The sequence below is a fragment of the Streptomyces sp. NPDC008086 genome (assembly GCF_042957325.1).
In the GTDB taxonomy this organism is placed as follows: domain Bacteria; phylum Actinomycetota; class Actinomycetes; order Streptomycetales; family Streptomycetaceae; genus Streptomyces.
This window is the reverse complement of sequence record NZ_JBIBIA010000014.1, coordinates 157,470-180,451: the sequence shown is the minus strand read 5'-3', so window position 1 is coordinate 180,451 and position 22,982 is coordinate 157,470. Positions and strand designations below refer to the sequence as shown.

At 70.8% G+C, this 22,982-nt stretch carries 18 protein-coding genes and 3 pseudogenes; 7 read left to right on the top strand and 14 right to left on the bottom strand.

Annotated features, from left to right (window positions below; genetic code table 11):
• The 7 genes and pseudogenes from glyA to ACFZBP_RS38055 all read left to right on the top strand — a co-directional run.
• Positions 1 to 720, top strand: a 720-nt coding sequence (gene glyA, locus ACFZBP_RS38085; protein WP_391420395.1) for a serine hydroxymethyltransferase, incomplete at its 5' end; no start/stop codon positions are given.
• 66 nt (positions 721 to 786) lie between these two features.
• Complete coding sequence (locus tag ACFZBP_RS38080; RefSeq protein WP_391420393.1) at positions 787 to 2,169, top strand: L-serine ammonia-lyase; 1,383 nt, start codon at positions 787 to 789, stop codon at positions 2,167 to 2,169.
• A 50-nt stretch (positions 2,170 to 2,219) separates the two neighbouring features.
• Positions 2,220 to 2,558: pseudogene (locus ACFZBP_RS38075) on the top strand (radical SAM protein); the annotation flags it as partial.
• A 10-nt stretch (positions 2,559 to 2,568) separates the two neighbouring features.
• Entirely contained in the window at positions 2,569 to 3,426 is an 858-nt protein-coding gene (gene fdhD / locus ACFZBP_RS38070; protein ID WP_391420391.1) for a formate dehydrogenase accessory sulfurtransferase FdhD, read from the top strand.
• On the top strand, positions 3,423 to 4,781 hold the full coding sequence (gene mshA / locus ACFZBP_RS38065) for a D-inositol-3-phosphate glycosyltransferase (RefSeq protein ID WP_391420389.1): 1,359 nt from the start codon (positions 3,423 to 3,425) through the stop codon (positions 4,779 to 4,781). The genes fdhD and mshA overlap by 4 nt, the downstream gene beginning before the upstream one ends.
• Before the next feature lie 28 nt (positions 4,782 to 4,809).
• Positions 4,810 to 5,013, top strand: a complete 204-nt coding sequence (locus tag ACFZBP_RS38060; protein WP_391420387.1) for a hypothetical protein — start codon at positions 4,810 to 4,812, stop codon at positions 5,011 to 5,013.
• A gap of 117 nt (positions 5,014 to 5,130) precedes the next feature.
• Entirely contained in the window at positions 5,131 to 7,668 is a 2,538-nt protein-coding gene (locus tag ACFZBP_RS38055; protein ID WP_391420385.1) for a tetratricopeptide repeat protein, read from the top strand.
• A gap of 98 nt (positions 7,669 to 7,766) precedes the next feature.
• Here the strand turns inward: ACFZBP_RS38055 and ACFZBP_RS38050 are convergent, their stop codons facing one another.
• The 14 genes and pseudogenes from ACFZBP_RS38050 to ACFZBP_RS37985 form a co-directional block, all read right to left on the bottom strand.
• Positions 7,767 to 8,348, bottom strand: a complete 582-nt coding sequence (locus ACFZBP_RS38050) for a hypothetical protein (RefSeq protein WP_391420383.1) — start codon at positions 8,346 to 8,348, stop codon at positions 7,767 to 7,769.
• Positions 8,349 to 8,362: 14 nt separating this feature from the next.
• Entirely contained in the window at positions 8,363 to 9,286 is a 924-nt protein-coding gene (locus tag ACFZBP_RS38045; RefSeq protein WP_391420381.1) for a hypothetical protein, read from the bottom strand.
• A gap of 859 nt (positions 9,287 to 10,145) precedes the next feature.
• Entirely contained in the window at positions 10,146 to 12,266 is a 2,121-nt protein-coding gene (locus ACFZBP_RS38040; RefSeq protein ID WP_391420379.1) for a PQQ-dependent sugar dehydrogenase, read from the bottom strand.
• 143 nt (positions 12,267 to 12,409) lie between these two features.
• The gene (locus ACFZBP_RS38035) at positions 12,410 to 13,573 is read right to left on the bottom strand and encodes a TIM barrel protein (RefSeq protein ID WP_391420377.1); all 1,164 of its coding nucleotides are present in this window, start codon (positions 13,571 to 13,573) and stop codon (positions 12,410 to 12,412) included.
• A gap of 53 nt (positions 13,574 to 13,626) precedes the next feature.
• Positions 13,627 to 13,860, bottom strand: a pseudogene (locus ACFZBP_RS38030) (alkaline phosphatase family protein); the annotation flags it as partial.
• A 4-nt stretch (positions 13,861 to 13,864) separates the two neighbouring features.
• A pseudogene (locus ACFZBP_RS38025) lies at positions 13,865 to 14,404 on the bottom strand (xylose isomerase); the annotation flags it as partial.
• A gap of 4 nt (positions 14,405 to 14,408) precedes the next feature.
• Positions 14,409 to 15,257 (bottom strand): TatD family hydrolase, encoded by an 849-nt coding sequence (locus ACFZBP_RS38020; RefSeq protein ID WP_391420375.1) that lies wholly within the window; start codon positions 15,255 to 15,257, stop codon positions 14,409 to 14,411.
• The gene (locus ACFZBP_RS38015) at positions 15,257 to 15,895 is read right to left on the bottom strand and encodes an EboA domain-containing protein (protein WP_391420373.1); all 639 of its coding nucleotides are present in this window, start codon (positions 15,893 to 15,895) and stop codon (positions 15,257 to 15,259) included. The genes ACFZBP_RS38020 and ACFZBP_RS38015 overlap by 1 nt, the downstream gene beginning before the upstream one ends.
• Positions 15,892 to 16,767, bottom strand: a complete 876-nt coding sequence (locus ACFZBP_RS38010; protein WP_391420371.1) for a TIM barrel protein — start codon at positions 16,765 to 16,767, stop codon at positions 15,892 to 15,894. Before ACFZBP_RS38010 ends, ACFZBP_RS38015 begins: the two co-directional genes overlap by 4 nt.
• Positions 16,764 to 17,900 carry an SCO3242 family prenyltransferase gene (locus tag ACFZBP_RS38005; RefSeq protein WP_391420369.1) on the bottom strand — a complete coding sequence of 379 codons (1,137 nt, stop codon included), beginning with the start codon at positions 17,898 to 17,900 and terminating at the stop codon, positions 16,764 to 16,766. Before ACFZBP_RS38005 ends, ACFZBP_RS38010 begins: the two co-directional genes overlap by 4 nt.
• Positions 17,897 to 19,066 carry an inositol-3-phosphate synthase gene (locus ACFZBP_RS38000; protein WP_391420367.1) on the bottom strand — a complete coding sequence of 390 codons (1,170 nt, stop codon included), beginning with the start codon at positions 19,064 to 19,066 and terminating at the stop codon, positions 17,897 to 17,899. The genes ACFZBP_RS38005 and ACFZBP_RS38000 overlap by 4 nt, the downstream gene beginning before the upstream one ends.
• 480 nt (positions 19,067 to 19,546) lie before the next feature.
• The gene (locus ACFZBP_RS37995) at positions 19,547 to 20,554 is read right to left on the bottom strand and encodes a TIM barrel protein (RefSeq protein ID WP_391420365.1); all 1,008 of its coding nucleotides are present in this window, start codon (positions 20,552 to 20,554) and stop codon (positions 19,547 to 19,549) included.
• 31 nt (positions 20,555 to 20,585) lie between these two features.
• Positions 20,586 to 21,800, bottom strand: a complete 1,215-nt coding sequence (locus ACFZBP_RS37990) for a Gfo/Idh/MocA family oxidoreductase (protein ID WP_391420363.1) — start codon at positions 21,798 to 21,800, stop codon at positions 20,586 to 20,588.
• A 68-nt stretch (positions 21,801 to 21,868) separates the two neighbouring features.
• On the bottom strand, positions 21,869 to 22,918 hold the full coding sequence (locus tag ACFZBP_RS37985; protein WP_391420361.1) for a substrate-binding domain-containing protein: 1,050 nt from the start codon (positions 22,916 to 22,918) through the stop codon (positions 21,869 to 21,871).
• Between the last annotated feature and the right edge of the window lie 64 nt (positions 22,919 to 22,982).

Below are 22,982 nucleotides of genomic sequence, written 5' to 3'. Positions count from 1 at the left end.
CAGCTGGACTTCGCCGAGTTCCGCCGGATCGCCGACGAGGTCGAGGCGTACCTGTGGGTCGACATGGCGCACTTCGCCGGTCTGGTGGCGGCGGGCCTGCACCCGAACCCGGTCGAGCACGCCGACGTGGTGACGTCCACCACGCACAAGACGCTGGGCGGTCCGCGCGGCGGCATCATCCTGGCGAAGAAGGACTTCGCGAAGAAGCTGAACTCGTCCGTCTTCCCGGGCTTCCAGGGCGGCCCCCTGGAGCATGTGATCGCGGCCAAGGCGGTCTCCTTCAAGGTCGCCGCGAGCGAGGAGTTCAAGGAGCGCCAGCGCCGCACGGTCGAGGGTGCCCGCATCCTCGCCGAGCGCCTGACGGCCGCCGACGCCCGTGAGGCCGGGGTGAACGTGCTCTCCGGCGGCACGGACGTGCACCTGATCCTGGTCGACCTGCGCGAGTCCGAGCTGGACGGCCAGCAGGCCGAGGACCGGCTCCACGAGGTCGGCATCACGGTCAACCGCAACGCCGTGCCCAACGACCCGCGCCCGCCGATGGTGACCTCGGGCCTGCGCATCGGCACGCCCGCCCTGGCCACCCGCGGCTTCACGGCCGAGGACTTCACCGAGGTCGCGGACGTCATCGCCGAGACGCTGAAGCCGTCGTACGACACGGACGCGCTCAAGGCACGGGTCAAGGCCCTGGCCGACAAGCACCCGCTCTACCCCGGCCTGTGACCGACACCCTTCCCAGGGGCGCGCCGTGACCGCTCGGCACGCCCCGCCAATCGCACGGAGTATGGCGTGGCAATCAGCGTCTTCGACCTGTTCTCCATAGGCATCGGCCCGTCCAGTTCGCACACCGTCGGCCCCATGCGCGCCGCCGGGATGTTCGTCGCCCGGTTGAAGCAGGACGGCGTGCTCGCCCAGACCGCCGCGGTGCGGGCGGAGCTGTTCGGATCGCTCGGCGCCACCGGCCACGGCCACGGCACCCCCAAGGCGGTGCTGCTCGGCCTTGAGGGCTACGAGCCGCACACGGTCGACGTCGCCCAGGCCGACCTGGACGTCGAGCGAATCCGCGGTACCGGACGCATCCGCCTCCTCGGCGCCGAGATCGGACCGGCCCACGAGATCGCCTTCGACAGCTCGACCCAACTGATCCTGCACCGCAGGCGGTCGCTGCCGTACCACGCCAACGGCATGATCCTCTTCGCGTACGACGGCGACGGCGTGCCGCTGCTGGAGAAGACGTACTACTCCGTGGGCGGCGGCTTCGTGGTCGACGAGGACGCGGTCGGTGAGGACCGCATCAAGCTGGACGACACGGTGCTCGCCCACCCTTTCACCACCGGCGACGAACTGCTGCGCCTGACGAAGGAGACCGGTCTGTCGATCTCCGCGCTGATGCTGGAGAACGAGAAGGCCTGGCGCACCGAGGAGGAGATCCGCGCCGGCCTGCTGGAGATCTGGCGGGTCATGGCCGCCTGTGTCGCACGCGGACTGGGCCGCGAGGGCATCCTCCCCGGCGGTCTGAAGGTCCGTCGACGTGCCGCCGCCGCGGCCCGGGCCCTGCGCAGCGAGGGCGACTCGGCGGGGCGTGCCATGGAGTGGGTGACCCTCTACGCGATGGCCGTGAACGAGGAGAACGCCGCGGGCGGCCGGGTCGTCACCGCCCCGACGAACGGCGCGGCGGGCATCATCCCCGCCGTACTGCACTACTTCCTCGACTTCGTGCCGGGCGCCGACGACGACGGCATCGTCCGCTTCCTCCTCGCGGCGGGCGCCATCGGCCTGCTCTTCAAGGAGAACGCGTCCATCTCCGGCGCCGAGGTCGGCTGCCAGGGCGAGGTCGGCTCGGCCTGCTCCATGGCCGCCGGTGGTCTCGCCGAGGTGCTCGGCGGCAGCCCCGAACAGGTCGAGAACGCCGCCGAGATCGGCATGGAACACAACCTCGGGCTGACCTGTGACCCGGTCGGCGGCCTGGTCCAGATCCCGTGCATCGAACGCAACGGCATGGCCGCGGTCAAGGCCGTCACCGCCGCCCGGATGGCGCTGCGCGGCGACGGCCGCCACCACGTCTCCCTCGACAAGGTCATCAAGACCATGAAGGAGACCGGCGCCGACATGAAGATCAAGTACAAGGAGACCGCCCGCGGCGGCCTCGCCGTCAACGTCATCGAGTGCTGAGGAGCCGGACGCAGCGGGACAGGGACGAAGCAGGGGAAAGGGCGGCAGCCATGCTCATAGACACCTACGGTCGCGTCGCCACCGACCTGCGGGTCTCGCTCACCGACCGGTGCAACCTGCGCTGCACGTACTGCATGCCGGAAGCGGGCCTGCGGTTGCTGGCGAGGCCCGGCCTGCTCACGGACGACGAGGTCGTACGGCTGGTCCGGATCGCGGTCACCCGACGCGGCGTCGAGGAGATCCGCTTCACCGGCGGCGAGCCGCTGCCGCGCCCCGGCCTCGTCGGAATCGTCGAGCGGTGCGCCGCCCTCGCACCGCGCCCCCGGCTGTCGCTGACCACCAACGGCATCGGCCTGGGGCGAACCGCCGAAGCCCTCGAACGCGCGGGGGAGTGAGGCCATGGGACGGGTCACTGAGCGACGGCGCGTGGTCCGGGTGCGCGACGGTGCGGTGAGCACACGCCCGGACACGCTGGTGGCGGAGGAGCCACTGGAGATCCGACTCGGCGGCAAGCCGCTGGCGATCACCATGCGCACGCCCGGGGACGACTTCGCGCTCGCCGCCGGGTTCCTGGTGAGCGAGGGCGTCGTGAGCCGGGCCGAGGACGTGGCGAACATCGTGTACTGCGCGGGCGCCACGGACGACGGTTCGAACACCTACAACGTGGTCGACGTGCGGCTCGCCCCCGGGGTGCCGCTGCCCGACATCACGCTCGAACGGAACGTGTACACCACGTCGTCGTGCGGCCTGTGCGGCAAGGCGAGCCTGGACGCCGTACGGACCACCGCTCGGTGGCCGATCGCCGACACACCCCCGGTCCGGGTCACCCCCGAGCTGCTGGCCGCCCTGCCCGACCGACTGCGGGCCGCGCAGCGGGTGTTCGACCGCACCGGTGGACTGCATGCCGCCGGACTGTTCTCGCCCGAGGGCGAACTGCTGGACCTGCGGGAGGACGTCGGCCGGCACAACGCCGTCGACAAGCTGATCGGCCGCGCGCTCCGGTCCGGCCGACTGCCGTTGTCCCGGACCGTTCTGCTGGTGTCCGGGCGGGCGTCCTTCGAGCTGGCGCAGAAGACGGTCATGGCGGGCATCCCCCTGCTGGTGGCGGTCTCGGCGCCGTCCTCCCTCGCGGTGGACCTGGCGACGGAGACCGGGCTCACGCTCGTCGGCTTCCTGCGCGGCGGCTCCATGAACGTGTACGCGGGCGAGGAGCGTCTCGACCTGCACGCCGGGGCGACGACAGGGGCGGGGACATGACCCGGCTCGAAGAGTTCCGGCGCGGCCACGGCAACACCCTCCTCGGCCCGCCCCGGTTGCGGCCACCCGGCGTTCACAGCCGCCCCCGCCGCGTCGCCATGCTCAGCGTGCACACCTCACCCCTGCACCAGCCCGGCACCGGCGACGCGGGCGGCATGAACGTCTACATCGTCGAACTGGCCAAGCGTCTCGCCGCCATCGACATCGAGGTGGAGATCTTCACGCGTGCCACCTCCGCCACGCTCCCGCCCAGCGTCGAACTCGCCCCAGGCGTCCTGGTACGGCACGTGGACGCAGGACCCTACGAGGGCCTGGCCAAGGAGGACCTCCCGGCCCAGCTGTGCGCCTTCACGCACGGCGTCACGCGGGCCTGGGCCGACCACCACCCCGGCCACTACGACCTGGTCCACTCCCACTACTGGCTCTCCGGCCACGTCGGCCGCCTCGCCGCCCAGCGCTGGGGCGTCCCACTCGTCCACGCCATGCACACCATGGCCAAGGTCAAGAACGCCTCCCTCGCCGAGGGCGACACCCCTGAGCCCGCCGCTCGCGTCATCGGCGAGACCCAAGTCGTACGGGCCGCCGACCGGTTGATAGCCAACACGGAGAAGGAGGCGGTGGAACTCCTCCGCCACTACGACGCCGACACCGGCCGGGTCGCGGTCGTCCACCCCGGTGTCGACCTGGAGCGCTTCCGGCCCGACATCCGGGGTGTCGAGGCCGGACGGGCCGCGGCCCGCTCCCGCCTCGGCCTTCCGCAGGACGCGCTGATCCCCCTGTTCGTGGGCCGCATACAGCCGTTGAAGGCACCGGACGTCCTGTTGCGCGCCGTGGCCGGGCTGGTGGAGCAGCGGCCGCGGCTGCGCGAACGGATCGTGGTGCCGGTCGTGGGCGGGCCCAGCGGCAGCGGCCTGGCGAGGCCGGAGGGACTGCAGAAGCTGGCCGCCTGCCTCGGCATCTCGGACGTCGTGCTGTTCCGGCCGCCGGTCGGTCAGGACCAGCTCGCCGACTGGTACCGGGCGGCGTCCGTGCTGGTCATGCCCTCCTACAGCGAGTCCTTCGGCCTGGTGGCCGTCGAGGCGCAGGCCTGCGGCACGCCGGTGATCGCTGCCGAGGTCGGCGGCTTGCCGGTGGCGGTGAAGGACGGGGTGAGCGGCGCTCTCGTACGGGGTCACGATCCGGTGGACTACGCGGCGGCGCTGTCCGGCTTCGCCGACGACCCGGGCCGCTCCACCCGGATGGGCGAGGCCGCGGCCCGGCACGCCCGCTCCTTCGGCTGGGACACGGCCGCCGCGACGACGGCGGAGGTGTACACCGCGGTCCTGCACGAGCGTGGGGTCCGCCGCATCTCGTGACTGTTCCCTCGCCGGGGGCGGGCCTCTGGTGCAGGGCGAGGGCGGCGGCAGCCACACCGAATCACCGCGCTGTCCCGCGGCCCATGAGGACTTCGGCGTCCTCGGTGACTCTCAGGACGTCCGCCGCACCGCACACGCGCTACGCCTGCTCCTCGCCCGGCAGATACTCGAAGAGACGGCGGACCTCGTCCCGCGGCTCAACGTCGTCAAGGACGCCGAGACGCTTGCGTGATCGTCCACCCGGGAGTGTTGCGGGTAACAGCTGCGACACGCAGCGCAGTTGAATGCGCGATGGAGGCTAGGCTCGGGATGCCGGCGTGGCCGGGGTGGGGGACAGGTGGTGGAGGGCATGCAGCCTCGGGAGGATGACGCAAGCGCCGGTCCGGCACGGGGCGATCTGGTCGATCTTCGGGACGGTACCTTTCATGCCCCGGTTGTGGGTGTGCAGAACAACCACGCCGGGCCGCGTACCCCGAAACCGTGGCCGCATCAGGTCGGGACGATTCCCCCAGAGGCAGTGTGCTTTCAGGACCGCGCCGAAAGGGCCCGACTGACGGCCGCACTCGCGCTCGACGGTGCGGTGATGGACGCACCGACCGCGCGAGCGGGTGTGGTGGTGGGACTGGGCGGGGTGGGGAAGACGCAGCTGGCTGCCCACTACGCTCGCAGCATTTGGCGGAGTGGGCAGCTGGATGTGCTGGTATGGATCACCGCCGGCAACCGCGAGGCCGTCGTGCGCGGGTACGCTGCCGCGGGCGCCGACCTCTTGGGCGTCGACCCGGCTGATCCGGATGGCGCGGCTGCGGCGTTCCTGGCCTGGCTGGAGCCCAAGGCGGGACAGAAGGTCTGCCGGTGGCTCGTGGTGCTGGACGATGTGAGTGATCCGGCGGATTTGAACGGGCGGTGGCCACCAGCGTGTCCGACGGGCCGGGTTCTGGTCACTTCCCGCCGTCAGGATGCTGCGCTGATCACGGGGCGTCACCAAATCCTCGTCGGAGTATTCACTCCCGCGGAGTCCCTGGCTTACCTCACCCACGCCCTCCCACCCTCCGAGCCGCATGACGAACTGGCCGCCCTCGCCGAAGACCTGGGCCATCTGCCGCTCGCGCTGTCTCAGGCTGCCGCCTACCTCACCGACACCGGTACCCGAGCAGCCGACTACCGGCGCTTGCTCGCCAGCCACACCACCCACCTGTGTGATGCCGCGCCGGACACTCTGCCTGACGGGCAGCAGCGCGCGGTGGCCGTCACCTGGGCGCTTTCGATCGAGCATGCCGACCGGCTCCGCCCCGCCGGGCTCGCCCGCCCTCTCCTCCAGTTGGCCGCCTTCCTGGATGGCAACGGCATCCCCGACACCGTCCTCACCAGCACCCCCGCCCGCAACTACCTCGCCCTCCATCGGGGGAGCAGCGCCCCCCAAGAACAGGCTGACGAGGCTCAGGGCCGGAGGGAGGTTCCTGAACGGGACGTCCGCGTGGCGTTGAGCGTGCTGCGCCGACTCAGCCTCATCCAGCACACCCGCACAACACCACACACGGCCGTCCGCGTTCACCAACTGGTCCAGCGCGCCACGCGCGACAGTCTTTCTGCCGATGCCTGCCGTCATATGGCCCACGTGGTGGCTGATGCGTTGATGGATGCTTGGCCCGAGTCGGAACTCGACACCCGCCTCGCGCAGGCGATGCGAGCGAACACCGGCGCCCTGGCGAACCTGGTCGAAGGTGCAGCTCTGTACACCGACGGTGTTCACCGTGTGCTCTATCGCGCCGGGAGAAGCCTTGGCGAGTCCGGTCAGTTCAACGCGGCCGTTGACCACTTCCGCACTGTGCACGAGAAGGCCGACGAGCATCTTGGGGCCGACCACCCCGACACCATGGCTGCCCGGAACAATCTCGCGTCGTGGCGCGGGGAGTCGGGGGATGCGGCGGGGGCCGCGGACGCCTTCGCGGACCTGGTGTCCGATCGGCGGCGAGTACAGGGCGCCGATCATCCCGACACGCTGGCCGCCCGCCACAACCTGGCCCACTGCAGAGGGGAGGCGGGGGATGCGGCGGGAGCCGTGGAGGCGTTCGCGAGCCTGGTGTCCGATCGGCGGCGAGTGCAGGGCGCCGATCATCCCGACACGCTGGCCGCCCGCCACAACCTGGCCCGGTGGCGGGGAGAGTCCGGGCACACGGCCAAAGCGGCCGCTGCGCTCGCGGAGCTCGTGGCGGTCCAAGTGCGGGTGCAGGGCGCTGAACACCCGAACACGCTGGCTGTGAAGCACAGCCTGGCTCGCTGGCGGGGAGAGCTGGGCAACGCGGTGGGGGCGGCTGAGGCCTTGACGGAGTTGTTGACGGTTCAGTTGCGTGTGCAGGGGGCTGAGCACCTGAACACGCTGGCTGTGAAGCACAGCCTGGCTCGCTGGCGGGGAGAGGCGGGGGATGCGGTGGGGGCGGCTGAGGCCTTGACGGAGTTGCTGGCGGATCAGTTGCGTGCTCAGAGCCCCACCCACCCAAACACGCTGGCGGTTCGTCACAGTTTGGCTCGTTGGCGGGGGGAGGCTGGGGATGCGGCGGGGGCCGCGGAGGCGTTCGCGGCCCTGGTGTCGGACCGGCGGCGGGTGCAAGGGCCTGACCACCGCGACACGCTGGCCGCCCGCCACAACCTGGCCCATTGGCGGGGGGAGGCTGGGGATGCGGCGGGGGCCGCGGAGGCGTTCGCGGCCCTGGTGTCGGACCGGCAGCGGGTGCAAGGCCCCGACCACCCCGACACCCTGCTCTCTCGACGCGAGGTCCTGGCTTGGCGCGACAGGGCGAGAATCGATCCCGTGCCGAAGGCTGCGGATCGGTCGACGATCCGCCGGTGGGCAGCGCGGCTCTGGAGAAAGAGGCCGGCCCGACCTTGAGTGCAATTCCCCATGAGGCGGCCCGAAGGTCATTCGCAGTGGAACCGGGGCACGCGGCTGACTCATGACAGCCTGCCGGCTGTCGCACTCAAGCACGGTCACTTTCCCGTAGGCGACGGTTGTGGCGTGGGCTGCGGGGGCCGAGACGCGGCAGGGGAGTCCGTCCACAGCGGGCGCTGTGGGTCATCGAGCCACACCTGGAACGACTCCCACCAGATCGTCACCGGCGCCTTCGGCGGCTCAGGCTGGCCGGCGTGGCCCACCGCGTGCACGTTGTACACGGCGACGTACAGGAGAACCAACACGATGGCGGTCTCTGTGGAGACATAAGAAAGCTTTCGGAGGCGCCTGCCAAGAGCCCGGCCAGACGCCGTCGTCCAGTCCGTTACGTTCTCCACCCAATGACCGTACAGCCGCAGGGCCAGGGGAATACCGGCACCCTGGTTCATGAGCCGCATCGTGTACGCGTACTCCGGGGCGAGTAACACGGTCCCGACAAGCCGCGCCAGCTTCGGACTCGTCCAGGAGATGATTCCACCCAGGGGGTGCACCAGCCATGGCGTCAGCAGCCGAATCAACAAGACCCAGGCGACGATCAGCAGCGGCATGCGAATCGGATAGACGAACCATGAGAAGGCGTCCTGCCACACCTCCCCTAAGTCCTTGAAGGGTTCGATCACAGGTGGCCGATCCCTTATTCGTCAACGTGCCGTGTACGAGTTTCCGTGTTGTCTTCGTCGGGATCGGTGCCGGTGCCGTCCCGGGACCCCGGTCGCGCCCCGTCGAGTTGGAGGAGACCATCGGCAGGACGTGGCAGGGGTAGTTCCCCGGGTAGGGACTCTCCCAGCCGGGCCAGCAACTCCTGGATGGCGCGCGTCCGCTCAGGCTCCTCGCTGTCCGCCAGCGCTTGCACGGCCTTGGTGAGCTCCAGTTGCGCGAGAAACGTGAAACGCCGGTCATCGCGCATGTTGCGGTACACCTCCATCGCACGATCCGGACCCAGGCTTATCGCGAGGGCGGTGATCCCGGCCTCGCCCTGCTCGATTACCTCCATGGCTTGACTGCGCCGCATCTGGTCCAGGGATCCGGCACGCTCAACCTCGAAGGCTCCGGGATCCGGACGCAAATCAAAGCTGACGTCCACGACCTTCAGCAGACCATCGCCACTCTCACCAGTGAATTGCTCGCGATCGAGGCTCTCCTCCAGATCCTGCACGGCGTCGTAGGAGCACTTCTTCGCGGCAGCGGTGAGGCGAGGCATGATCAGACGCCTGAGTAGCCTTTCCACATTGAAATCCCCCCGCTGCACCGCCAGTTTGGGGTCGGCGATGCGCCAGTCGACATCGACGGTGCCGTGGAAACGCAGGCCCTTGTCGGCGCTGTCGAGTTCAACTGCAAGAGACATGCTCTTCACCGCGACATCGACGACCCAGTACCTACTCGTGGGCCGGAACCACCGCTGTCCAGATGTAGGCAGCTCCCCCGTGGACAGGCAGTGCAGCGCGGTGCCGAGAAGGACGACCACACACTCGCCCGCGCCGGGATGAGCCTCACCAGCGATGGCACGGGGGCGGGTCATGGGGAACGGGCCGCGTACGGGTCCGGTCGGGTCGGCCACAATCGACTCCTCAGTATCGTTCCTCAAGGCAATGCGTCAGCTCCAGGCACCTGCTGCGTGGCGGGGGAGGATGGGGCTGCGCGTACGCGAGCCGCCCAGCATGTGATCGTGATGGCACGGGCTGTTTTCGTCCAGGATCAGCTGGTTACGATCGAACAGCGTTGGGTGGGACTCTCGGCAAGGGGCGGCGTGCCGGTCCGGCTGCCGATGGCTGACAGTAGCGCCGGGATCGTGGCCACCGGCCGCGGCTTTCGCGGACTTCCACTCCTGTCGCGGAACTGCCCCCCTCGTGAGCAGATTCATCCGTATCACGCCCCCCTCTTGCGCAGCGGGCGAGGCCCCCTGTCCCTCGGTGGCCGGTAGCGAGCGGCTTACGGCTCTGCTAGGGCACAACCCACGCCACCGTGCTTCATGCCATGCGTGGCATACCCCGACAACGACCGCAATAGCCCTGAGTTGCCTGCATGGTCCCCCCCGGGAAGCGGGGTCCGAGATCGCCAAGGACCCAGAGTCCAACCGGACGCCTTGGTAGGGCGCGGTCAGGTCGCCAGTGAGCGGCGTGTCCGCCCATCGTCGATGCCGTTGAAGCTCAACGAGACGCCCGCGGGGAACGTCGCCCGTAACTGTCCGGGCAACATCGTCCGTTCCGCCAGCTCCACCATCGCTTTCGCCCTGCTCGGCTGGACGGCCCTCGCCCGGGTCTGTCCCTCACCCTGCGCTCCCGGTACCTCAACCCGAGGATCGCGCCCGGCGCAACAAGCCGGTGCCGATGAAGTACGGCAAGAGGCCGGCCCCCAACGCGCGTTCGTGGCGGGGCGCGCCCACAGGGGCTGCGTCCCGCCACTGTGGGCGCCGCCGGTCAGTCGGCCGGGGTCAGGGCGACCTCGGCGCTGCCCGAGAGGGACGGCAGGCCGTCCGGGGGCGTGTCGGTGTAGGTGGCGTTGAAGACCGCCTTGAGGTTGTCCGAACCGGCGTGACCGCCGTCCACGAAGGTCTTGAACGATCCGGAGCAGCCGTTGCTCGTCGACAGCGGGTGGCCGTGCGTGTCATGGCCGAGGATGAACGAGACGGTGACCTTGGCGCAGTCCACCGGCTGGTCGTCGGTGACGGTGACCTGCCAGGTGACCGTGTCACCCCAGTGGAACGGGGTGCCGCCGTGCGGAGCCGGGTCGGTGGTGAGGGAGACGACCGGCGCCTTGTTGCCGACCACGACGGGAACGGACGCGGAGGCCGAGCGGCCGGTGCTGTCGGTGACCTTCAGCGTGGCGTCGTAGACGCCGTTCTTGTCGAAGGTGCGCTTCGGGTTCGCCTCCCTGGAGTCCACTGTGCCGTCGGCGTCGAAGTCCCAGGCGTAGCGCAGGGCGTCACCGTCCGCGTCCTGCGTACCGGCGCTGGAGAACTGGACCGCCAGCGGGCTGGTGCCGTTGGTCACGTCCGCGGCGACCTTGGGCTCCGGGGTGCGGTTGCCCCGCGTGAAGTCGATGCGGGAGAGCTGGGCCTCGGGCAGTTCCGCGAAGTACCCGGTGCCGTACTCGAGGACGTAGAGCGCGCCGTCCGGGCCGAACTCGGCGTCGATCGGGCCGTCCGTCTTGATCGAGGCGATCGCGTCCTCGATCTTCAGAACCTCGTTCTTCTTGCCGAGGGTGATGGCCTTCATCTGATCGCGGGTCCACTCGTAGAAGAGCGGCTTGCCGTCGAAGTACTGGGGCCAGCGGTTGGCGGCCTTGTTGTGCTTGTCGTAGCGGTACGCCGGGCCGCCCATCGGGCCGATACCGCCCGTGCCGAGCTCGGGGAACTCCGCCGAGGCCCCGTAGCCGTAGACGATCTCCGCGTCCTCGACCGGGGGCAGCTCGCTGCGGCCGGTGTTGTGGCGGGAGTCGTTGACCGGCTTCGCGCAGTTGAACGCGCCGCTGGAGGTCTGGGTGGCGAAGTCGTAGTCCTGGTAGGGCTGGTCCTGGGTCACGCAGAACGGCCAGCCGTAGTTGGCGGGGCGGTCGATGACCATCCAGCGTCCCTGCCCGGCGGGACCGCGGCCCGGGTTGGCGTTGCGCGCGTCGGGCGAGTAGTCGGCGACATAGACCTCGCCGGTCCTGTCGTCCACTCCGAAGCGGAACGGGTTGCGCAGACCCATGGCGTAGATCTCGGGGCGGGTCTTCGCCGTGCCGGGGGCGAAGAGGTTGCCGTCGGGTATCGCGTAGCCGCCGTTGCGCTTGACCTTGATGCGCAGGACCTTGCCGCGCAGGTCGTTGGTGTTGCCCGCGGTGCGCCGCGCGTCGTAGGCCGGATTGCGGTCGGCGCGGTCGTCGAGCGGGGCGTATCCGTCCGAGGAGAACGGGTTGGAGTCGTCGCCGGTCGACAGGAACAGGTTGCCCTTGCGGTCGAAGTCGATCTTGCCGCCGACGTGGCAGCAGATGCCGCGGTCGGCCGGCACGTCGATGATCTTCTGCTCGGTGGCGTAGTCGAGCTTGTTGCCCTCCAGCTTGAACCGCGAAAGCCGGGTGACTCCCTTGTACTTGGCGAAGTCCGCCGCCGTGCCGAACTGCGGCGCGTCCCCTTCGTTGACGCCCGGGGTCGCCGGGTCGTCCATGGGGGTGTCGAGGCGCGGGGAGTAGTAGAGGTAGACCCAGCGGTTCTTGGCGAAGCCGGGGTCGACGGCGATGCCCTGCACGCCTTCCTCGTCGTGCTGGTAGAGCCCGGCGGGACTCTTCTTCATGTCGGCGGCGAGGAAGTTCACGCCGCTCTTGGGGTCGTGGATGCGGACCTCTCCGGTGCGCGCCGTGTGCAGGACGCGCCGGTCGGGCAGGACGGCCAGGGCCATGGGCTCCCCCGGACGGTCGTTGAGGGTGACCTTCTGGAAGTCCGACGAAGCCGGCGGCAGGGGATCCGACGGGTGGGCTTGGGCCGCCGGGACGGGCAGGAGCCCGACGGCTCCGGCCAGGGCGGCCGCCCCGACAAGGCTGACGATCCGTCTGTTGCGCACTCAAACTCCTTCGGTCTGGTCGGCGGCTGCGAAGAGCGTCCGCGGTCGGCCGACCGCTGCGGGATGGAAGTGGGTGAACGGCCAGGCGCGCTCGGTACGTCGGGCACCGAAACACACCTGGCACAAAGGCAGATGACGTGTTGTCAGTTGCAGGCGCGCAGGGCCGCGAGGTTGTCGTGTCCGACCTTGGCGAACTCAAGGGACTGGCCGGGGACGGTGGCGCTGGGTGCGTTGTCCTGCTCGACCATCGGGTTGTGGTAGTTCTTCGCGCCCACCCGGGTGAAGAACTTCCGGTAGTCGATGTCGCCCGTGCCGAACGGCACCATGTCGTACCCCAGACCGCTCTGGAGGTTCACGACGCCGTCCTTCGCGTGGAAGAGCGGGAAGCGGTTGGTGTTGCGGACCACGAGTGCGGCCGGGTCGAAGACGTCCTCACGCTGCGAGCCGTCATGGGCGGTGTAGGTGTGGAACTTGTACTGGGCCACGTGTGCCCAGAAGACGTCCAGCTCCAGATAGACGTTCTTGCGGTCCGTCATCTTCAGGAAGTACTCCAGCTTGCGGACACCGGAGCTGCGGGTCGGCCGGCCCTGGGCGTCGAGCGGGCCGCCGTCGAGCAGGAAGTCGTAGGCCGCGTCGTGGTTGTGGGTGTAGAGCTTGATGCCCTCTCGGCGGGCGATGGCGCCCAGGGTGTTCCACTTCTCCGCGGCCACGTCCCAGTCGGCCCGGTAGCGGGTGTTGGTGGGGTCGGCGCCGGTGCCCATGTGCTCCATGCCGAGGATGTTGGCGATCTCCAGGAAGCGCTTGAAGGTGTCCAGGTCGGACGAGGTCAGCGGCCAGGACGGCGGGATGTAGCCGTGGCTGCCCTGCGCCCGCAGACCGTACTCGTCGAGCCAGGAGCGCAGCTGCTTGGCGCCCGCGACGGTGCCCAGGTCGGCGCCGCCGGGCGCGTTGGCGTGCTGGCCGTAGCCGGCGAACTCCACCTGGCGGTAGCCGAAGCGCGACAGCTGCCGGAACACCTCGCGGAAACCGGAGGGCAGGTCGGAGGCCAGCGGGTCGCGGCCGATCGCGTCACGGACGGTGTAGAGGATGATGCCTCGCTTGTGCGGCGGGACCAGGGCGGAACGGCCTCTGTCGTAGCCGGCGGCCTCCGTTCTGTCCTGCGCCAGGGCGGGCGTGGCGCCGAAGACCGGGGCGGCGACCGCCGCGGCGGCGGTCGCCGTGCAGGTGCTGAGGAAACGGCGGCGGCTGACGCCGAGCGTGCGGCGCAGGTCGTCGCCGGTGACGGCTTCGTCGTTGAACGCGGTCACAGTGGGGCTCTCTTTCGTTGTCACGGTGCTGCGGGTGCTGGACGTCCGCCGCCTCAGGAAAGGCCGGCGAGCCGCAGTAGAAGGGACTTCACTTCGGTGACCGCGACGCGGCCGGACACTGCGCGGGGGGTGGAGACCAGGACGAGCGGACCTTCGTCGTCGCTCGTGGGGCGGCGGCCGTGGCTGCCGCGGATGGGTGAGGGATCAAGGGGCACGACGGCGAGCCGGTAGCGCATGCCGAGCTTCTTGCGGGCCACCGCCTTGGCCGCCTTGAGCCGCACGTAGGGAGGCGATACGGATCGATTTGCCGGTCAGCTCCTCGAGCGCGTCGAGCCGCTCGGACAGTGTGGTCAGGGCCTCACCTGCGGTGGCGGTGGCGCGCTCGTCGAAGTCGGTGCGCCAGGCGAGCGGGAGCGTGGAGATGGTGCCCTCGGTGACGTCGTCCGGCAGGAGTGCGGTCAGCAGCCGGGCCAGGTCGGTGGTGTGCTCCAGGCGTTCGGTGCTTGCCCAATCGGGTTGGTAGACGCGGTACTTGACCTCCTCGGCGCCGAAACCCTCGTAGGGAAAACCGTTCAGGGTGACCACTTCGAGGCCGCGCCGGTCCAGCTCGGCGCGCAGTCCCCGCAGCGGCACCGGGGCGGTGATCAGCGCGCGGGCGGCATCCTCGGCGAGCCACAGGCCGATGCCGAGACGGTCGCGTCCCAGGCATCTGCGGACCGGCTCGCAGTGGTCGCGCAGCTGGGCGAGGACACCGTCGAGGGCTTCGGCGGGGTGGACGTTGGTGCAGTAGGCGAGGTGGACGGTGGACCCGTCGGGGTGCCGGAAGCGCATCGCTCTACTCGCCCCCGCGCAGGATGGAGTTGCCCTCGTGCAGGTCCTGCGCCTGCGGGACGTCGAGCCGCAGCCTGCCGCTGAGTCCGTAGAAGGCGACCGGGTTGCGCCACAGCACCTGGTCGACCTCGTCCTCGCCGAAGCCGGCCATGAGCATGGCGTCGCCGACCTTGCGGGTCTTGAGCGGGTCGCTCCTTCCCCAGTCGGCGGCCGAGTTGACGAGGATCTTCTCCGGGCCGTACTCCTTCAGGACGGCGACCATGCGGTCCTCGTCCATCTTGGTGTCCGGGCAGACGGAGAAGCCGAGCCAGCAGCCGCTGTCCTTGGCGTCTCGCACGGTCGTCTCGTTGAGGTGGTCGAGCAGCACCCGGTCGGTGGGCAGGCTCGACTCGCGGAGGACGTCCACGGTGCGGTGGAGCCCGGTGAGCTTGTCGCGGTGGGGCGTGTGGACGAGGGCGGGCAGGCCGTGGTCGGCGGCGAGCTGGAGCTGGGCGGCCAGCGCGGTGTCCTCGGCCGGTGTCATGGAGTCGTATCCGATCTCGCCGACGGCGACGACACCGTCCTTGACGAGATAGCGGGGCAGGGCGTCCAGGACCGGCGTGCAGCGTGGATCGTTGGCCTCTTTGGGGTTGAGCGCGATGGTGCAGTGGTGGGCGATGCCGTACTGGGCGGCGCGGAAGGGCTCCCAGCCGAGGAGGGCGTCGAAGTAGTCGAGGAAACTGGCCGGACCCGTGCGGGGCTGACCCAGCCAGAACGACGGTTCGACGACGGCGCGCACACCGGCGGCGTGCATCGCCTCGTAGTCGTCCGTGGTGCGGGACGTCATATGGATGTGCGGGTCGAAGATGCGCATCACAGCTCCTTGGGCTCTTCGCCCGTCAGGGTCAGCACGCGACGGAGGTCGTCGGGGACGTCGCGGCCGGCGGCGGAGCGCTCGGCGGCGAAGTCGGTGAGCATGCGGGCCAGTTCGCCGTCGCCGGCCGCCCGCTGCGCCAGGTTCGCGACCGCGTCGACGGGGACGCCGGTGAACAGGCACTTCAGGACGGCGTGACGCCAGGCGTGCGGATCGAGGTGGGCGGCGGCGTACGGGCCGACGGCGGCGGCGATGAGCCGGGTGTCGTTGCTGCGCAGAGCGTCCTCGACGAGGTGGACGGCGTGTGGACCGTCGACCAGGACCGGCAGCGCCCGAAGCACGGCGCGGCGTTCGGCGGCACTGCCGTGCTGGTAGAGCCGGGTCAGGGTCTCGGCTCCCGCCCGGGCCTCGGCCAGCAGCAGCGTACGGACTGCGTCCGCGTGGTCGTGGCCGCAGTGGCGTCCGGCGGCGGCGAAGCGGAGCTCCCAGCTGTGGGCGAGATACGGGGAGGGGGCCGTCGGCGGTGTCCGTGCGGCGGCCGCGGCCTCCGCCAGCGCTTCGTCGAACCAGGCGCGCGCGGTGTCGGCGGGCAGCGAGGCGGCGACGTCGTCACGGGTCCAGGGAGCGGTGTGCGTCATGCTGCCGTCGCTCCCTTCGTGGTGGCTGCCGCGGCGCGGAGGAACTCCATGGAGGTGCGGGCCAGTTCAGGCCCGGCGTGGGAGTGGCGGGGCAGTTCGACGACGGTCAGGCCCTGGTAGCCGGTGGCGGCGAGGGCGTCCAGCACGGGCGGGAAGTCGATCTCGCCGTCGCCGAACGGCAGATGCTCGTGCACCCCGCGACGCATGTCCTCGATCTGCACATGCCGTAGCCAGGGCGCGGCCGCGCGGACGCACTCGGCGGGCGGGTGCGGCTCCAGGCACTGGCAGTGGCCGATGTCGAGGGTCAGGCCGAGCGGAGGGGGACTGTCGAGCGAGGTGCGCAGGTGATGGAAGTCGGCGAGGGTGGCCAGGAGGTGGCCCGGTTCGGGTTCGATCGCCAGCGGTACGTCGGCGGCGGCCGCGGCGTCGAGGACGGGCGCGAGCGCCTCGCACAGGCGCTGCCACGCGATGTCGTCGTCGGTGCCGGGCGGCGTGATGCCGCTGAAGCAGTGCACGGCGTGCGCTCCGAGGTCGGCCGCGACCTTGACCGCCGTGATCAGCAGCCGGGTGCGGGCGGCACGACCCTCGGGGTCCGCGTCCAGCAGCGACGGACCGTGCTTGCGGCGCGGGTCGAGCACATAGCGGGCGCCGGTCTCGACGGTCGCGGCGAGACCCAGTTCGCCGAGCCGACGGGCGACCCGGGCGGTGCGGGCGGCGAGATCGGGGGCGAGGGGGTCGAGGTGCATGTGGTCGAGCGTGAGCCCGACGCCGTCGTAGCCCAGGTCCGCGAGCAGGCCGAGGGCGTCGTCGAGGCGGAGGTCGGTGAGGCCGTTGGTGCCGTAACCGAGGCGGAGTCGCTGTCGGCGGCTCATGTCAGGCTCACCTTCCGTGCGAGGGTGCGGGCCACGGGGACGAGTCCCAGCAGGGCGAGGGCGGTGCCGTTCGCCCCGGACCGGGCGGCGAGCGCGGCCTGGAGCGGGATCAGGGCGCGGATCCCGCCGCCGACGGCACGTTGTGTGAGGGGCGGGGACGGGTTGAGAGCGGCGTGCAGGAAGGGAACGGCGGCGGTCCGGACGTACGAGGCGGCCGTCAGCGTCGGTAGCACCCCCGGCGTCGTGCGTGTCCGTCCCAGCAGGGCACCGAGCGTGGTCGTCGCGCCGAGGGCGGCGAGGGGGGTGCGTGTGGAGCCCCCGTGCGTCTCGTGCCGCGAGACGGCGGTGACGGCGTAGGTGTGGGCGGCCAGCGCGAGGGCGGGGGCCACGGTGCGTAGGGCGGTAGGGGACGCGGTGGGGCGTCGCTGCCCGTTGGCCCGCCCCTGACGGGACATCGGGAGCTGCGGCTCCCCGCTCCCGGCCCCCGCCTCTCCCCGCGGCGGGCGGCGAGCGGGCACGGGTGGTGCCGTGGCGGCAGCTCCTCGCTGCGCCCGCGTCACGTCGGCCGCCGACATGGTGGCCGTGGCGCCGAGCAGGAGGTCCAGGGCGCGGGCCGCGGCCATCGCCGCCGGGGCCGCAGGAGTGTGCTTCAGCCGCAGGTCGTACGCCCACACGGTCGCGGCCAGTGCCGACGCCACCACGAGTGCGGGGCGGCCGGCTCGGGCGGCCGAGGTCAGGCCCGCCGCGGTCAGGAGTCCGGCCGCGCCCAGCGCCGCCGTCGGGGAGATACGGCCGGAGGGTACGGGGCGATGGGGGCGGTCGAGGGCGTCCTCGTCGCGGTCGGCCCAGTCGTTGAGTGCCATGCCCGCCTCGTACAGGCAGAGCGAGGCGCCCACGGCGTACGCCGTGCCCCGGTTGGGCCGCAGTCCGCCGGTCGCGGCACCGGCGAGGGCGTCGCCGGGCACGGTGAACAGGGCGGAGACGCGCAGCAGTTCGGCCCAGTCCCGCAGCCACGCGCGCAGCCCGCGCCCCGGTTCGGCGCCCACGGGGCCCTGGCCGTTGTGGGGCCGGGCGGGCTTCGGAGTACGCATCGGGTCGGGCGGGGCGAGGCGGGCCTGCTGAACGCGGATCACCGCGCCTCCCGCAGCCGGTCGGCGAACGACAGCAGTGCGTTGAACTGCTCCGACAGGCCGGAGGGACCCGCGTCGGGATCCTTGAAGTAGAAGCCCAGTTCCGGGAGCGGACCGGACAGGCCCGCGTCGTGGGCGCGGGCGACCAGCCGGGCCAGGTCCAGTACGAGCGGTGCGGCCAGGGCGGAGTCGCAGCCCTGCCAGATGGTCTGGAGGATCATGCGCGAGCCGAGGAAGCCTTCGAAGGCGACGTGGTCCCAGGCGGTCTTCCAGTCGCCGAGCACCGGTACGTCGTCGATGTGCACCTCGCCCTGGGGTGTGTGCCCGAGGGTTTCGGTCAGGACGCGTTCCTTGCCGGCGTTCTTCGCCGCGGCGGCGCCCGGGTCGGCCAGCGCCGCCCCGTCGCCTCCGCCCAGCAGATTGGTGCCGGACCAGGCCCGTACCTGCAGGGCGCGTTGGACGAACATCGGGGCGAGCACGGCCCGCAGCAGCGTCTGGCCGGTCTTGCCGTCACGGCCCGCGTGGGGAAGTCCGCCCGCTGCGGCGGCGTCGGTGAGGCCGGGGGTGCGCAACCCGGTGGACGGGGTGAAGTTGACGTAGGGGCAGCCGGCGCGCACGGCCGCGGCCGCGTAGAGGGAGCTGGGCGGGAGCCCTTCGACGTCGGGCGCGGGCAGGGGCTCGGTGGAGGAGACGTTGATGACGACCACTCGTGCCAGTGCGTTGCGCACGCGGAACGAGGTGAGGTCGGCGGCGAAGTCCGCGATGAGCTCCTCGTCGCTGCGAGGGTCGTCCGGGAACGGCCCGCCGGTCCGTATCTCCTCGTCGGCGGCCTGGAGTTCGGCGCGCACGACGGAGGCGAGGCCGTGCGGGAGGACGCCCGCGTCGGTGAGGTGTTCGGCCCGCTTGGGGAGCGGGCAGTGGGCGGTGTCGTGGCCGCCGAAGACGAGTGAGGGCAGGGGCGGCAGGCCGGTGCCGTCGAACGGTGGTGTCTCGGTGACCATGCCGGTGGGGGCATGCAGTCCGGCGGTGACGGCCGCGCATCCGGCGACGGCGGTGGTGGCCACCGATCCACGGGCTCCCACGAACCAGACACCGGTGCGTGCGGCCCGTCCGTCGATCTGGGGCTCCGATGCGTTCCCGTCGTTGTTCACGGGCTGCCTCCCTGCCATGTCGATGTTCCGATGTGGTGTGGAGGACGGTGGGTGGGGGCCCGGGGGCCTCCCGCCCACCGCCGGCATTTGGGCGGCTTTGGCCGCGGCCTTGGAGGGCTGGCTCCGTGGTTGGCGCGGTTACGGCGTGCGAGTGGGCGGCAATGGGGCCGCCGGTGAGAAGTGCGGGATACCTGAAGGCCTTGGCCCTGCGCTGTGCGGGGCCGTCCTCCGCAGGTCGGTCGAGCGGTGTGCCGCCCGATCTGGATGAGCCGTCAGTTTCGAACCGCTGCGTGGTTCCTGTGCACGAGGGGACCGTAGTCCCGTTCGTCCCTGACCGGAACCCCTTGTGCGCGAAGAGAGCGAACTTTCTCCCGGCCCAGGACAAAGAGGTGTTGGGGCAGCCCGGATCGGCCCGGTGGCTCGCCTGCCACCGGGCACGTGCGGTCACGGGAGCGCCGCCGCACACCTTCCGCATGCGGCGCTCCGGCGGCGTAGCAGCTAGTTGTCGTCGCCCCCGAACGCCGCGTCGAAGGAGGCCGACGGCGGCTCGAAGTCGTACGCCTTGAGACGGGTCAGTGCCTCCGGGGCGCCCTGCAGCCGGTCCATGCCGGCGTCCTCCCACTCCACGGAGATCGGGCCCTTGTAGTCGATGGAGCGCAGCATCCGGAAGACGTCCTCCCAGGGGACGTCGCCGTGCCCGGCGGAAACGAAGTCCCAGCCGCGGCGCGGGTCGCCCCACGGGAGGTGGGAGCCGAGGCGGCCGTTGCGGCCGTCGAGGCGCTTGCGGGCCTCCTTGCAGTCGACGTGGTAGATGCGGTCGCGGAAGTCCCACAGGAAGCCCACCGGGTCGAGGTCCTGCCAGACGAAGTGGGAGGGGTCGAAGTTGAGGCCGAAGGCCGGGCGACGGTCGACCGCATCCAGCGTGCGGACGGTCGTCCAGTAGTCGTAGGCGATCTCGCTCGGGTGGACCTCGTGTGCGAACCGCACGCCCTCCGCGTCGAAGACGTCGAGGATCGGGTTCCAGCGGGTCGCGAAGTCCTCGTAACCGCGCTCGATCATCGACTCGGGTGCGGGCGGGAACATGGCGACCAGGTGCCAGATGGAGGAGCCGGTGAAGCCGATGACGGTGTCGACGCCGAACGCGGCCGCGGCCCGCGCGGTGTCCTTCATCCGGTCCGCCGCGCGCTGTCGTACCCCTTCGGGATCCCCGTCGGCCCAGATCGCGGACGGCAGGATCGCCTGGTGGCGTTCGTCGATGATGGCGTCGCAGACGGCCTGGCCGACCAGGTGGTTGGAGATGGCCCAGCACTTCAGACCGTACTTGTCGAGCAGTGCCTTCCTGGAGTCGATGTACGCCGGGTCGGCGAGGGCCTTGCCGACCTCGAAGTGGTCGCCCCAACAGGCGAGTTCGAGGCCGTCATAGCCGAACTCGGCGGCCAGACGGCAGACCTCCTCCAACGGCAGATCGGCCCACTGACCGGTGAACAGGGTGAACGGGCGTGGCATGGTGCCTCCGAACGGGGTTCCTGACGGCTCTCTACCGGACTTGGGCCTCGACGGCCTGGACAGGGGTGTAGACGGAGTTCTTCTGCGCACTCTCCTCCACCGCGGCGAGCACCCGCTGCACCTGCAGACCGTCGGCGAACGACGGCATCGGATCGGTGCCGGAGGCGATGGCCTCTACCAGGTCGCGGGCCTGGTGGACGAAGGTGTGCTCGTAGCCGAGCGCATGGCCCGGCGGCCACCAGCCCTCCAGGTAGGGGTGCTCGGGCTCGGTGACGACGATCCTGCGGAACCCCGCCGTGGCGGCGGGCTCCCGGTGGTCGTGGAAGCACAGCTCGTTGAGCCGCTCCAGGTCGAAGGCGAGCGAACCGGACTCGCCGTTGATCTCCAGCCGCAGGGCGTTCTTGCGGCCCGACGCCATCCGGGTCGCCTCGAACGTGGCGAGCGCCCCCGAGGCGAGCCGGCCGGTGAACACGGCCGCGTCGTCGACCGTCACCGGACCGCGCCGGGTGCCGCCGGAAGCGCTCAGGCCCGAGGAGGCACCGTCCAGGCGGGGACGTTCCTTGACGAATGTCTCCATCTGGGCGGAGACCCCGACCAGCACCTCACCCGCCAGGTACTGCGCGAGGTCGACGATGTGCGCGCCGAGGTCGCCGAGCGCCCCCGACCCCGCGTGCTCCCGCTGCAGCCGCCACGTCAGCGGGAATTCGGGGTCGACCAGCCAGTCCTGGAGGTAGCTGACCCGCACATGGCGCAGCGTGCCGAGCCTGCCGTCGGCGATGAGCCGGCGGGCGAAGGTGAGGGCGGGCACACGCCGGTAGTTGAAGCCCACCATGGCCAACTGCCCGCGCGCACGGGCCGCTTCGGCGGCCGTGACCATGGCCTCGGCCTCGGCGACCGAATTGGCCAGCGGCTTCTCGCACAGCACGTGCTTGCCCGCCTCCAGCGCCGCGATCGCGATCTCCGCATGGCTGTCGCCCGGTGTACAGATGTCGACGAGCCGCACGTCGTCGCGGACTATGAGGGCACGCCAGTCGGTCTCCGCCGCGGCCCAGCCGTGCTTGTCGGCCGCCGCCCGCACGGCGTGCGCGTCGCGGCCGGCGATCGCTGCCAGGACCGGCCGCAGCGGCAGGTCGAACACGCGCCCTGCGGTGCGCCACCCTTGTGAGTGCGCGGCGCCCATGAACGCGTAGCCCACCATGCCCACGCCGAGTGCCGGCGGTGCGGTCCGACTGTCCCTGTGTTCCATACGGATTCCTCCTCGTCGGAGTGTCACTGACTCATCGCTGTCTTCGCGGGGCGCGCGGCCCGGACCGGTCAGATGAAGCCGGTCGGCAGGTACTGGTCGACGTTGTCCTTGGTGACCACGGCCGAGTAGAGGGTCAGCGAGGACGGGATCTCGAACTCGGCGAGGCCGCCGACGCCCTTGCCCTGGCCGAGCGCCCGGGCCAGATCGATGGCGGACGCGGCCATCGTCGGCGGGTACAGGACGGTCGCCTTGAGCACGCTGTTGTCGGCCTTGATGGCGTCCATCGCGGATTTGGCACCGGCACCTCCGACCATCAGGAAGTCGTCGCGGCCGGCCTGGTCGATGGCGCGCAGCGCGCCCACGCCCTGGTCGTCGTCGTGGTTCCACAGCGCGTCGAACTGCGACTGGGCCTGCAGGAGCTGGGCCATCTTGGCCTGCCCGGACTCCACCGTGAAGTCGGCCGCCTGCCGGGCCACCTTGCGGATGTTCGGGTAGTTCTTCAGGGCGTCGTCGAAGCCCTTGGTGCGCTGCTGGGTCAGTTCGAGGTTGTCGAGGCCGGCGAGTTCGACGACCTTGGCGTTCTTCTTGTCCCTGAGCTGTTCGCCGATGTAGTGGCCGGCGTTGAGGCCCATTCCGTAGTTGTCGCCGCCGATCCAGCAGCGGTAGGCCTGCGGGGAGGCGAAGACCCGGTCCAGGTTGATGACGGGGATGCTGGCCCGCATGGCCTGCAGGCCCACCTGGGTGAGCGCCTTGCCGTCGGCCGGCAGGATCACCAGGACGTCGACCTTCTTGTTGATCAGGGTCTGGATCTGCCCGATCTGCTGGGCGGTGTCGTTGGACCCCTCGGTGATCTCCAGCGTGACGTCGGAGTACTTCTTGGCGCGGTTCTTGGCGTTGTCGTTGATGGCGTTGAGCCAGCCGTGGTCGGCCTGCGGGCCGGCGAAGCCGATGGTCACGGCCTTGCCCGGCTTGTCGTCCGCGACCGGGGCGGCGTTGTCCGCGGCCGGTTCCTGGTCCTTGGGCTCGTTGCTGGTGCAGGCCGTCAGCAGCGCGCCGGCGGACATGGCTGCGGTGCCGAACAGCAGTGCTCTGCGGCTTGTGTTGGGGGTTCCGGCCATGGTGGATCGACCCTTCGACTGGGCGGTGTGCGTCAGATGGTGGAGGTGGGGGATGCCGGACGGC

Coding starts and splice junctions, on each gene's coding strand:
- fdhD (WP_391420391.1), top strand. CDS start 2,569: ATGGGACGGGTCACTGAGCGACGGCGCGTGGTCCGGGTGCGCGACGGT.
- mshA (WP_391420389.1), top strand. CDS start 3,423: ATGACCCGGCTCGAAGAGTTCCGGCGCGGCCACGGCAACACCCTCCTC.
- ACFZBP_RS38055 (WP_391420385.1), top strand. CDS start 5,131: ATGCAGCCTCGGGAGGATGACGCAAGCGCCGGTCCGGCACGGGGCGAT.
- ACFZBP_RS38020 (WP_391420375.1), bottom strand. CDS start 15,257: ATGCGCATCTTCGACCCGCACATCCATATGACGTCCCGCACCACGGAC.
- ACFZBP_RS38015 (WP_391420373.1), bottom strand. CDS start 15,895: ATGACGCACACCGCTCCCTGGACCCGTGACGACGTCGCCGCCTCGCTG.
- ACFZBP_RS38010 (WP_391420371.1), bottom strand. CDS start 16,767: ATGAGCCGCCGACAGCGACTCCGCCTCGGTTACGGCACCAACGGCCTC.
- ACFZBP_RS38000 (WP_391420367.1), bottom strand. CDS start 19,066: ATGGCAGGGAGGCAGCCCGTGAACAACGACGGGAACGCATCGGAGCCC.
- ACFZBP_RS37995 (WP_391420365.1), bottom strand. CDS start 20,554: ATGCCACGCCCGTTCACCCTGTTCACCGGTCAGTGGGCCGATCTGCCG.
- ACFZBP_RS37990 (WP_391420363.1), bottom strand. CDS start 21,800: ATGGAACACAGGGACAGTCGGACCGCACCGCCGGCACTCGGCGTGGGC.
- ACFZBP_RS37985 (WP_391420361.1), bottom strand. CDS start 22,918: ATGGCCGGAACCCCCAACACAAGCCGCAGAGCACTGCTGTTCGGCACC.